This window comes from Terriglobales bacterium, assembly GCA_035543055.1.
GTDB lineage: Bacteria > Acidobacteriota > Terriglobia > Terriglobales > Acidobacteriaceae > JAIQFD01.
Genome location: DATKKJ010000165.1, coordinates 1 through 11,636, shown reverse-complemented (window position 1 = coordinate 11,636; position 11,636 = coordinate 1). Strand labels below are relative to the sequence as shown.

At 64.7% G+C, this 11,636-nt stretch carries 11 protein-coding genes; 1 reads left to right on the top strand and 10 read right to left on the bottom strand.

Annotated elements, in window-relative coordinates; translation table 11 throughout:
• The 7 genes from dgt to fabG all read right to left on the bottom strand — a co-directional run.
• The coding region (dgt, locus tag VMS96_11225) for a dNTP triphosphohydrolase (protein ID HVP43996.1) at positions 1-1,023 on the bottom strand (1,023 nt) is incomplete at its 3' end.
• Positions 1,024-1,104: 81 nt separating this feature from the next.
• Positions 1,105-3,225, bottom strand: a complete 2,121-nt coding sequence (locus VMS96_11220) for a tetratricopeptide repeat protein (protein HVP43995.1) — start codon at positions 3,223-3,225, stop codon at positions 1,105-1,107.
• A 181-nt stretch (positions 3,226-3,406) separates the two neighbouring features.
• A complete protein-coding gene (gene purH, locus VMS96_11215; protein HVP43994.1) occupies positions 3,407-4,984 on the bottom strand; it encodes a bifunctional phosphoribosylaminoimidazolecarboxamide formyltransferase/IMP cyclohydrolase in 1,578 nt (525 codons plus the stop codon).
• A 305-nt stretch (positions 4,985-5,289) separates the two neighbouring features.
• Positions 5,290-5,904 (bottom strand): MXAN_5187 C-terminal domain-containing protein, encoded by a 615-nt coding sequence (locus VMS96_11210; protein ID HVP43993.1) that lies wholly within the window; start codon positions 5,902-5,904, stop codon positions 5,290-5,292.
• A gap of 146 nt (positions 5,905-6,050) precedes the next feature.
• Positions 6,051-6,407 (bottom strand): helix-turn-helix transcriptional regulator, encoded by a 357-nt coding sequence (locus VMS96_11205; GenBank protein ID HVP43992.1) that lies wholly within the window; start codon positions 6,405-6,407, stop codon positions 6,051-6,053.
• A 131-nt stretch (positions 6,408-6,538) separates the two neighbouring features.
• The gene (locus tag VMS96_11200) at positions 6,539-7,015 is read right to left on the bottom strand and encodes a GNAT family N-acetyltransferase (protein ID HVP43991.1); all 477 of its coding nucleotides are present in this window, start codon (positions 7,013-7,015) and stop codon (positions 6,539-6,541) included.
• 61 nt (positions 7,016-7,076) lie between these two features.
• The gene (gene fabG, locus VMS96_11195) at positions 7,077-7,823 is read right to left on the bottom strand and encodes a 3-oxoacyl-[acyl-carrier-protein] reductase (protein ID HVP43990.1); all 747 of its coding nucleotides are present in this window, start codon (positions 7,821-7,823) and stop codon (positions 7,077-7,079) included.
• 111 nt (positions 7,824-7,934) lie between these two features.
• Here fabG and VMS96_11190 point away from each other — a divergent pair, with 111 nt between their 5' ends.
• Positions 7,935-8,735 carry a CPBP family intramembrane glutamic endopeptidase gene (locus tag VMS96_11190; protein ID HVP43989.1) on the top strand — a complete coding sequence of 267 codons (801 nt, stop codon included), beginning with the start codon at positions 7,935-7,937 and terminating at the stop codon, positions 8,733-8,735.
• Here the strand turns inward: VMS96_11190 and VMS96_11185 are convergent.
• The 3 genes from VMS96_11185 to VMS96_11175 form a co-directional block, all read right to left on the bottom strand.
• Complete coding sequence (locus VMS96_11185) at positions 8,725-9,918, bottom strand: cation:proton antiporter (protein ID HVP43988.1); 1,194 nt, start codon at positions 9,916-9,918, stop codon at positions 8,725-8,727. The genes VMS96_11190 and VMS96_11185 overlap by 11 nt on opposite strands.
• A 127-nt stretch (positions 9,919-10,045) precedes the next feature.
• Positions 10,046-11,326 carry an aminotransferase class V-fold PLP-dependent enzyme gene (locus VMS96_11180; GenBank protein ID HVP43987.1) on the bottom strand — a complete coding sequence of 427 codons (1,281 nt, stop codon included), beginning with the start codon at positions 11,324-11,326 and terminating at the stop codon, positions 10,046-10,048.
• 106 nt (positions 11,327-11,432) lie between these two features.
• Positions 11,433-11,636: hypothetical protein (locus VMS96_11175; GenBank protein HVP43986.1), on the bottom strand; the 204-nt coding region annotated here is incomplete at its 5' end.

Here is an 11,636-nt window from a genome sequence, read left to right as displayed (position 1 = left end):
GTGGGCTTTTTCCTGGTAGCTGGGCGGCAACGCCTCGGGGTGCGAGATCCAGAACTCGAACATCTCGGTGATCACGCGCTCTGCGGCGTCCTTCTCCGGCTGCAGCGCCGGGCTCAGGTACAGCCGGTCATAGAGGAAGGCCTTGGACTGCGACCGCTCCAGGTCCACCTGGCGGCTGAAGGCGGCCAGCCGCGCGTTGTGTTTCCGAACGTCGTCCACGCTGCGCACGCCCGCCTTCCTCACCTGTGCCGCGGTGTTCTCGATCAGGTCGGTGACCATCCGGTTCAGCATGCGCTTGAGCGCTTCGTTGAACTTCAACTTCTCCAGCGCCGCGGGATAGAGCTTCTCCGCTTCGCGGTAGCAGCGATCGAAGATGCCCACGCCGGCGCGGATCCCCTCCAGGGTCAGGAGGCGAGCCTCGTAACCGTCGTCGAGGTCGGCGGTGTTGTAGGCGACCTCGTCGGTCAGGTCGATGAGCTGCGCTTCCAGCGGCGGACGCAGGTCGAGCAGGTACTCGGCCAGTTGCGGGTAGTCGCCGGCGGCGTAGGCGTGCGAATGCTTGATGATGCCCTCGCGCACCTCGAAGCTCAGGTTCAGTCCGCGGAACTCGGCATAGCGCAGCTCAAAGTCCTCCACGATGCGCAGGGCGTGCAGGTTGTGATCGAACGATTCCCCGTGCGTCCTCATGGCGTGGTCGAGCGCCTTCTCCCCGGCATGGCCGAAGGGCGGATGCCCGATGTCGTGCACCAGCGCCAGCGCCTCGGTCAGGTCCTGGTTCAACATCAACTGAGCGGCGATGGTGCGTGAGATCTGCGAGACCTCGATGGTGTGGGTCAGCCGGTTGCGGAAGTGGTCGGAGTAGCGGCGGGTGAAGACCTGGGTCTTGTCCTCCAGGCGGCGGAAGGCGCGGGAGTGGATGACCCGGTCGCGGTCGCGCTGGAACGGATTGCGGTAGGGGTGCGGCGGTTCCGGATAGCGCCGCCCGCGCGACTGCTCCTCGCGCACCGCATACTCGGCCAGCATGTCTGGATTGTAAAGGAGGCACGCGGCGGAACGCAGGTTGCAGGCTTCTTACCTGCCTCCTGCTCCCTGCCTCCTGCCAGCTTACTTGTGGACCTGCTGCGCCAGCTTGACGCGCGCCGCTTCCAGCTTCTTCTGCACCTTGGCCACGTCGCCGGCATCGACCTCGGCGGTCACTGTCTTGTTCCACTCGTCGAGCGCCCGCTCCCAGTGGGCCGCGGCCAGCTTCAGCCGTCCTGTCTTCTGGTACAGGTCGCCGAGATGGTCGTGGATAGTGGCATCGTTGGAGATGCGTTCCACCGCCTTGCGCAGGTTCTCTTCCGCGAGCTCGTAATTGCCCAGCTTGAAGTAGCCCCAGCCCAGCGAGTCGAGGTAGGCCCCGTTCTGCGGGTCGATCTCCACCGCCTTCCTGACCAGGTTCAGCCCTTCTTCGATGCGGACGCCGCGGTCCACCAGCATGTAGCCGAGGTAGTTCAGCGTTACCGCATTGTTGGGATCGTCGGCCAGGACCTTCTTGAACGCCTCCTCCGCCTGCTCGTACTTCTTCTGCCGCTCGTAGATGGATCCGGCGACGAAGATGGCGTAGTCCTTCTCCTCGTTCTTGGCGGAGAGCTTCTCCGCCTGGGCGATCGATTGCTCCGCGTCCTGGTAGCGCTTCAGGCGGCTCTGGATCTGGGCGAGGGCGATATACACCTCGCGGTCCTCGGGCGCGCCCTTCAGCAGGCTCTTGACCTGGCTCACCGCCCGGTCAGCATTGCCCATATCGGCTTCCTGGCTGGCCAGCACCAGTTTCAGCCCGCGGTCCTCAGGGAACTTCTCGACCGCCTCGCGCGCCACTTCGGTGGCCTGCGGCCACATCTTGGCGTCGCGATAGGTGTCGATGATCTGCTGGTAGGCGCGGACGGCGTTGTCCTGCCCCAGAAGAAGGATCTTGCGGAAGGTCTCGACCGCGGTCTGGGTCTTGCCCTGCTCCTTGTACATCACGCCCAGCCGGTCGAGGAAGACGGCGCGGTTGTTGGCTTCGCCGGGTGAATAGCTCCCGTCGGCCTTTTCGTCCTTCCGCAGCAGGCCCTCGACGATCTTGGCCGCGTCCTCGAACTTTCCCTGCGCCTCGTACACCAGCGCCCGGTTATAGGGGACCTCCAGGGAGTCCTGGACCAGGGTCTCAGCCTTGTTCAGGTTCTCCAGGGCCTTGTCGTACTTGCCCTTGCGGCGGAGGATTTCGGCCATGCGCAGAAGGGCCTGGGCATCCTGCGGATCGGCGTCGGCGATCTGCTTGTACTGCTCCAGGGCGGCATCGCTCTGGCCGTCGTTCAGCAGGTTCTGCGCCAACCCCCGCATCGCATCCAGGTTGTCCCGGTCCTGCTGGACCGCCTTGCGATAGGCCTCCACCGCCTTCTTGTAGTGCTTCTGCTGCTCGTAGGTGAAACCCAGCGCCGTGTACAGCTTGGCGGTGCGCGAGGCTTCCGGCACCGAAGCCAGCACGTCGGCCGCCCGCTGCGGATTGCCTTCCTCGTTGTAGAGGTAGGCCAGCGTGGTCACCGCTTCTTCCGAATCGGGCTTCAGCCGGACCGCGGTCTTGAACTCCTCTTCTGCCTTGACGTGATCGTTGTTCAGCCGGTACAGACGCCCCAGCAGCAATCGGTCTTCGATGTTGCCGGGCTGGATGCGCACGATCTGCTCGAACTGCTCAATGGCCAGCTTGAGCATGGACTGGGACTGGGTCCCGGAGCTCATATCGCCCAGCGAACGCAGGTAGATGCGGCCCAGCAATTTGCGTGCGTCCAGATTGTTGGGATCGCGCTGGATGATCTCCTGGACCTCCTCGACCGCGTCCCGGATCCGGCCCACGCCCACATACAGCTCCGCCAGCCCCACTCGCAGGAACTGGGAGTCGGGGTCGTTCTCGATCGCCTGGCGGAATTCTTCGATGGCCTTGTTGGCGTACTCCGCCCGCCCGTACACCGCCACCAGCTCCTGGTAAGTATGAGCAAGAGCGTAGTGATAATAGGCGGCTGCCTTGTCCGGCTTCCTGGCCGGCGCCGTCGGCTCAGTCTTCGGCGAGGGCGCTTTCGGCTGCGCGGAAGCGGGCGCCATCGTGTCCGGCGGATGCCCGCGCTGCAGGTCCTGGTTGGGTGCGGAGTTCTGCTGCGCCCAGACGTTCGCCGTCAGAGCCAGCAGCAATGCCACGGTTCTGGTTCTCATCGAGGGTTTTTCCTCGGCACTTCCCAACCCATTGGATGCCGGACGGTTGGTGGGTGGTGCCCTCTATTTTACTGCCGTTTTCATTGTCATCCTGAGCGAAATCCCGTAGGGATCAGCGTGAGGACCTACAGCTGGTAGCGGGCAGTGAGCCCCACGCCAGTGGGGCGGATCCTTGCCGGAATCAGTGGCGGAAGTGCCTGACCCCGGTAAACACCATGGCCAGCCCCAGCCGGTTGGCGGCATCGATCACTTCCTGGTCGCGGACCGACCCGCCGGGCTGGATGATGGCGGTGGCCCCCGCCTGGGCCACTACCTCGACGCCGTCGGGAAAGGGAAAGAAGGCGTCGGAGCCCACCACGCTGCCCTGAAGCGGCAGCGCCGCCTTCATGGCGCCAATCCTGGCGGAGTCCACGCGGCTCATCTGTCCCGCGCCCACCCCGATCCCGCGCCCGTCCTTGGCGTACAGGATGGCATTCGACTTCATGTGCTTGCAGACCTTCCAGGCGAACAACAGGTCGCGCATCTCGCTCTCGGTGGGCCGACGCTGGGTCACCACCTTCAGATTCGCGGGATCGAGCCGGTGCAGGTCGGCCTCCTGCAGCAGCGCTCCACCGGACACCGCCTTGATGACCCACTTCATGGTGGCCGCGGCGACCTCGACCACCCGCAGGTCCTTGCGCTTGGCGAAGCGCGCCCGCGCCGCCTCCTCGAACGATGGCGCCACGATACACTCGATGAACAGCGCCACCCCGTTGTGGCGCAGCCCGGCGATCGCTTCGGCGGTCGCGCCGTCCACCGCACGGTTGAGCGCGATCACGCCTCCGAATGCCGAGACCGGGTCGCACTCGAAGGCCCGCTGGAAGGCCTCGATCAGGTCCTTGCCGACGGCGCTGCCGCAGGGATTGGTGTGCTTGATGATGGCGCAGAATGGCTCCTGGAATTCGTCGGCCAGGTCCCACGCCGCCTGCAGGTCCACGATGTTGTTGTAGGAAAGCTCTTTGCCCTGGAGCTGGCGGCCGTTGGCGATGCCCGCGCCCGAGCCGTCGGAATACATCGCCGCCTTCTGGTGCGGGTTCTCGCCGTAGCGCAGGTCCATCACCTTGCTGTAGGCCAGGCGCAGGTCCGGGGGGAACCCGGCCTCGTCCTTCTGGAACCCGCCGTCCTCCCAGCGCATCCGCTCCAGCGTTGAGGTGATGGCCGCGTCGTAGGCCGAGGTGGTGGCGAAGGCCTTCTGCGCCAGCCGCCACTTGGTGGCGAGCGACAACTCGCCGCCCGACTTCTCCATCTCCTCCGCGATCGCCGCGTAGTCCGCTGGCGAAGTCACCGCCGCCACGTCGCGGAAGTTCTTGGCCGCGGAGCGGATCATCGAGGGCCCGCCGATGTCGATGTTCTCGATCAGCTCCTCGACCCCGACGCCCGGCTTGGCCGCGGTCTTCTCGAAAGCGTAGAGGTTGACCACCACCATGTCGATGGGCTGGATGCCGTGCGCCGCCACCGCGCTGCGGTGCTCCTCCTTGTCGCGCAGGTGCAGGATGCCGCCGTGCACCTTGGGGTGCAGCGTCTTCACCCGCCCATCCAGCATCTCGGGAAAGCCGGTCAGTTCGGAGATGTCCCGGACCGCGATGCCGCCCTCGCGCAGCAACTTGGCTGTGCCCCCGGTCGAGACCAGCTCCACTCCCATGCGCGCCAGCCGCCGCGCGAACTCCTGGATCCCGTGCTTGTCGGTGACACTGATGATGGCCCGCCGGATCTTCGCCACACTCGCCTCGGCAGAAAGTTTGAAGTGGAAAGAATCATTGATTATAGGCGAAGGCGGGAGGTGCCAATGCTTTTCAGTGCGCGAGAATCCAGCGGGTTCCGACGTAGATAAACCATAGGCCGACGGACAGGAAAACTAGCCGCCCTGCCCACGTTGATTTTCGGCCAAGAAAATAGAAGGTGCCTCCTGGCAGACAGCCAAACACGACCGCAGCAAGGCCGGCCACCACGACGGCGAAGGCCGAAACCGGTGTGAAGGGTCGCGGAATCATGCTTTCCTGATGGCTGATGGCTGACGGCGGGCCGCTACGTCTTCGCTTTCGCCTTCAGCCTTACCTGCCCGCCCTCCAGCTCCACGGAATACTCCACCGCGTGGCAGCCATAGTCTTTGCGGATCTGGTCGGTCTTCTTCTTGACGAAGGCCTTGAAGGAGTCGAAGTTGGCGCCCGCTGCGCCGGCATCGCCGGCGGTCTTGCGGGCCTCGACCATGGCGTTGAACAGCGCCTGGACCTTCTCGTGGTCCGCGTCCACGTCGGAGCAGGCGGTGCTGAAGGGCTTGGCCTCGCCCCCCGGCGGCTGCTCGCCTTCCAGCGCCTGTTCGGCGGCGCGTTCCTCCGCCGTGCGTACCCCCTGTACCCCGAGCAGGGCATCCGACGGCCGGCGGTAGCCCTCTTCCTTGATCTTCATCTTCTGCCGCCACAGGTCGCTGAACAGCGCGTAGCGCTGGGTGATGCTGTTGTAGCGGAAGCGCTGGGCGAAGTTCATCTTGTGGCTGTCGGAGTATTTCTTGATGAGCGAATTCACACGCCAGTCGAGGTCCGCCGGGGGCTTCTTCGAGCCGCCGCCGAAGTACACGTCGTATTCGATCTTCAGCCGCCTCACCCAGTCTTCGAGCTGGTTGAGTTCCTCGTCAACTGTCACGGATGCGCCTCATTCCCTGGGCCCGCGGGGGCGGCAGGCCTCTCCTGAGGCGGAATATAGCATAGGTCTTTCCCGGCGGAACACGCGCCTCCGGTGACCAAAGATGTGCCCCTGGAGTGTAGTGACTTCTGGAGTGGGAGGGCTGATTACTTCGCCGTGCTGGCGGCCATCTTCTTCACCATGGCCAGCACCAGCTTGCGGTCGCTGTCGTTGAGGCTGGCGGAATACCGCCGGATCTGCGACAGGAAGCGCACTTCGTCGTCGGAAAGCTGCGGCACCGGCTTGCCCGGCTGCCCGTTGTCGTGCGCGGCGTCGGCGAAGAACTGGGCCAGCGGGACCTCCATGGCGGAAGCGATCTTGGCCAGCGTGTCCAGCGAGGGGATGGTGTGCCCGTTCTCTACCCGGGACAGGTAACAGCGCAGAAGCCCCGTGCGCTTCTCGATGTCGCCCTGCGACATGCCCTTGTTGAGGCGGAAGTTCCGGATAGTTTCGCCTATGTTCATAGTGGAAAATGCAGCTATTGCAACCAGGGGAGTGGCGGCATAGTAACCAGAGTGCCCGAACCATGCAAGCACAATCTTCGCTTGCCGAAAACCTCGTTCCGGGATGTGGAAGGACAGGAGAAAACGCGGGATTACAGGGTCAATTCCATGTACAGCGCGCCGGGGACCGGGTTCGGGCGGTAGGCCGCGATCTCGCGGAAACCCAGGCGCCGATAGAGGGCGATGGCGGCGTCCATCTGGCCGGCGATCGTATCCAGGCGCATCCGCCGGTAACCGAGGGCGCGGGCCTCAGCGATGACGCGCTCCGCCAGCGCGCGTCCGGCTCCGCTCCCGCGAAACTCCGAACGCACATACAGCCGCTTCATCTCGCAGACGCCCTCTTCCAGCTTGTGCAGAGCCACGCATCCCGCAGCCGTGGCGCCTGCCATCGCCAACAGCAACCGGCCCTCCGGGGGCGCGTAGTCTCCCGGCAATCCGGCCAGTTCCTTATCGAACGACTGGAAGCAAAGACTGAACCCCAGCGACTGCGCATACTCGAGGAACAGCGCTCGCGCCTGCTCGATCTGCGGGGGCGCAATGGCCTCCACGATCGAAATTGCGGGCTTCATTGCAGGTTCAGCCATACTTCTGCGATCTGACTTCTGCGATCTTCGATGGGGTTGGGGTTTCTCACCCCATCAGCATGCCGCCGTTCACGTTGAGCACGTGCCCGGTGATGTAGCCCGCTTCCTCCGAGGCCAGGAAGCGCACGGCGTGGGCCACATCCAGGCCGCTGCCCACCCGTGCCAGCGGGATCATCTTCAGCGCCTCGGCCTTGAGCTCGGCCGACAGGCCTTCGGTCATCGCGGTCTCAATGAACCCCGGCGCCACCGCGTTCACCGTGATGTTGCGCGACGCCAGCTCGCGCGCCATGGCCATGGTCAGTCCGATCAGGCCCGCTTTCGAGGCGGCATAGTTGGCTTGCCCCGCCTGCCCCATCTGCCCGAAGACGCTGGTGATGTTGATGATCCTTCCCCAGCGCTGCTTCAGCATGGGTCCCACCGCCGCCTGCGTGCAGAGGAAGGCGCCGGTCAGATTGGTGGTCAGCACCGCGTCCCAGTCGGCGCGTTTCATGCGCATGGCGAGCTGATCGCGGGTGATGCCGGCGTTGTTGACCAGGATGTCGAGCTTGCCGAACTGCGCCACCACCGCCTTGACCGCGGCCTTGACCTCGTCCTCACTGGCCACGTCGAGCTTGAATGCGCCCGCGGCGCCACCCGCGCCGGTGATCTCCTTCACCACGCCGGCGATCTTTTCTTCGTTGCGGGCGGCCGCCGCCACCGTTGCCCCCGCTCGCGCCAGTTCCAGCGCACACGCCCGCCCGATCCCCTGCGATGCGCCCGTCACCAGCGCCACACGGCCTTGAAGACCTGCCATCCAATTCTCCCGTGAACCGGCGATTCTAGCATCCCGCTCAGAAATGGCCTTGCGTTTGCCCGGCGGTGAACGCAAGATACGCGCACCGTCCGCCCCGTCGAAGGCAGAGCCATGAGAGAACTCTTCCGGCGCCATCCTTTGCCGCTCTTCTTCCTGCTGGCGTTCTCTGGCTTCTGGGCCTGTCTCGCACTCGACCGTGTCCCCCGACTTCATTATTGGGTGCCATTCCTAGGCGTATTCGCGCCCGCAGTGGCCGCCATCATCGTCACCGGCATGTCCGACGGGGAGAGCGGGATCCGGCGACTCATGCAGCGACTGGGACGCTGGCGCGTCCGTCCGCAGTGGTATGCGATCGCCATTGGCCTGCCCATCATGCAGGCTTTGATCGCAACCACCGTGGCCGTGCTGCTACACAAGTACAAAGGTCTCAGCCTGGATGCACTGCGCCCCATCCTGCCATCGATGTGGGTGGTATTTATCTTCGCCACGGGCGAGGAACTTGGTTGGCGAGGCTTTGCCCTGCCTCATCTGCTCGCGCGCTACCGTGCTGTATATGCCAGCCTGATCCTGGGAACGCTGCACTCCGTATGGCATTGGCCCCTCATCCTGCTTCCCCATGGCTTGATGAGCGACCTCCCGTTGCTGCCTTGGACTGCCGCGGTTCTCGCCGAGGCCATCGTGTTCACCTGGATCTTTCAGAATACGGGCGGCAGCGTGCTGCTTGCGGTGCTTTTCCATGGCACGGTGAACAACTCCATGCTGCTGTTCGACGCCATTGACGCGACCTGGATGCCATGGATCAAGTCAGGCATTTGTGTCGTCACGGGAGTGGCGGTCTTGCTCGCGGCTGGCCCGGACCTCACTCGAAAAGAACGTCCGCTCCCTAGTGTCTCGGCATCCGCTACTCGCTGACGGCTTCTTCCAAGACCTCGCCCTTGGCCAGGTCCCGCCGGAAGAGGTAGCGCAGTACGGGCGGGGCCAGCAGAGTCGTCGCCGCCGTCATGAAGATCACGATCCCGTACACCGCCTGCGAGATCATGTCCATCTGCAGGCCGATCAAGGCAACGATGAGCGCCACCTCTCCGCGCGGCGTCATCCCCACGCCGACCTTGAGCGCGCTCGACCAGCCTTCTTTCAGCACCGGCAACCCGCAGCCGATCACCTTGGCGGCGATGGCCAGCACGGTGATGATGACCGATGCCACCAGGATCCCGGGCGTGAACACCCCCAGGTCCAGCCTCGAACCCATGGTGAAGAAGAAGAAGGGCGCCAGGAATTCATTGATGGCGTTCACCCGCGGTTGCAGGTTCCATTCCGGCGAGTATTCGGCGAAGGCCAGGCCGGCGAAGAACGCCCCGATGATGGCCGCCATCCCGATCCGCTCCGCCGCCACCGAGAGTCCCAGGCAGATGGCCAGGGCCAGGATCAGGGGAGCGTTCCGCGTGGACATCCGTTCCACTCCCGGCCGGATGCGGTGCACCAGCTTCGGCGCGAAGAAGATCATGAAGACTGCGAAGCCCACCGCCTCGGCCGCCAGCACGATCAGCTGAACCCATGCGATCCCGGTGGCTGAGGCCAGTCCCGCCACCACCGCCAGCAAGATCATCCCCAGAACGTCGTCAAAGACCGCCGCTCCCAGGATGATCTTCGCCACCCGCGACCCGAGCACCCGCAGGTCGCCCATGACCCGCGCCGTCACTCCCACGCTGGTCGCCACCATGGCCGCCCCCACGAAGGTGGCTTCATGCGCCGGGTGTCCATGCACGTAGCGGATGTATGCGAAGCCGAAAACGAACGGCGCCACGATCCCCGCCAGCGCCACCAGCAACGAGACCCGTCCCACCCGGATCAGCTCCTTCGGGCTGGTTTCCAGTCCCACCGTGAACAGCAGGAAGATGGCCCCGATCTCGGCGATGGACAGCACCGTCGGGCTGGGCTCGATCAGGTGCGTCGCGTAGGGACCGAGTACCACGCCGGCCAGGATCTCCCCCAGCACTGCCGGCAGCCCCACCCGCTCGAATCCCTCGGCGAACACCTTCGCCCAGACGAAGATGGCGAACAGCTGCAGCAAGAGTGGATCGGGGATGTGTGGCATGGTGTGCGAGCGAATCAGATTCTAATGCGAATTCCCGGCGCAAACCTCGAAATCGACCGTAGCGCGTGCGCCTCGGGTGGCGCAGGCCAAATCCAAAGGATCGCGTGAGCTGAAAGCCTGCTCCCCCTCAGGCGTGACTGCGCCTGAAGTCGTCGAGGCGATCCAGAAAGCGGTCGATCTCGGCCTTCTGCAGATAGTAGGGCGTCGAGATGCGGATCTTCGAGGGAGCTCCGCCGCGGATGCGGATGCGATGGTGCTTCCACATTGCATTTTCCAGCTCCGTGATCTGGATGGGCGCGAGATTGAACGTGGTGATGGCGCAGCGCAGCGTGGGGTCGGACGAGGTCCAGGATTCCACCGGCCGCCGCTTCATCTGCGCGACGACATAGTCGGCGAGGGCGCGGTGGCGCCGCTCGATCCGGTCCATGCCGATCTTCTGCGCCAGTTCGATGGCAGCCCGGAAGCCCCAAAGCGACGGTACGTTGGACGACCCGATGCGCTGGAAGCGCTCCGCCTTTAGCGCGGGCTCGTCCCAACCGGCGGTGGTGACCGTGCTCCACAGCCGCTCCTGCATCGCCTCGCGCACGTAGAGGAAGCCGCTGCCCTTGGGCGCCTGCAGCCACTTATGCGGGCTGGAGCTGTACATGTCGCAGCCCAGCTCGCCGATGTTCAAGCGCATCATCCCTGGAACATGGGCGCCGTCGATCATGGAGACCAACCCCTTGGCGCGCGCCAGGGCACAGATCTCCTTGACCGGCAGCACAACGCCGGTGACGGTCGTGATGTGGCTGACGAAGATCACCCGCGTGCGCGGCGTGATGGCGTCGGCGATGCGATTCAGCACATCGGCCGCCGAGTTCACCGGCTTGGGGAGCTCGAACTTCTTCACCACGACGCCGTAGCGCTTGGCTTTCAGCTTCCAGGGCTCCTCGCCGCTGGGATGTTCCTCGTTGCTGATCAGCACTTCGTCGCCGGGCTTCATGTCCAGTCCGTGAATCATGAAATTGTTGGCCTCGGTGGCGTTGCGGACCAGCGCGAGCTCGTCGCGCTTGGCGCCGACGAAGGCCGCCAGCGGGTCGCGGAATTCGTTGAATGGCCCGTAGCCCCAGATCGGATAGTCCTCGGGGTCCTCTTGCGCCATAGCCTCGGTGGCGTGGTAGCCATCCAGCACCGCCTGGATGACCGGCATCGGCGAGGAGCCCACCGTGCCGTTGTTCAGGTAGATCTCGTCCGCCGGGATCAGGAACTGCTTGCGCAGCTCGCGCCAGTAGGCTTCCTCGTTCTTCTCGTAAAGATCAGGTGCAGGCAGCTCGGGCGCGACCGGGCACTGCTCGCCCCAGACGGGCGCCGTGGCCAGTGTGGCTCCCGCCGCCGCGGTAGCAAATAGAAACGCTCTTCGGTCGAGCATCGCGAGTCCTCCTTCGGTAAGAAACGCGGCCGAGGGCGGCCACGCCACATGGTTCTTTGACAATTCGATGGTCTCTTGCTGCCGACTGACGACCGCCGACTGGCGACTACCTTTTCAGCAGATCCACGGGCTCGCGGACGTCGGTGACGCGGAAGTACTTGGCCAGGGCGGGATAGCGCCTGGCCACGGCCTCGTACATCTGCCAGGCGACGTGGCGGTAGGAGAAATGCCCGGCGACGCCGGTGCGCAGCTCGCTGATGTACACCGCCTCGGCGAAGTGCATCTTGAACAGCGTGCGCTTGCGGTAGCC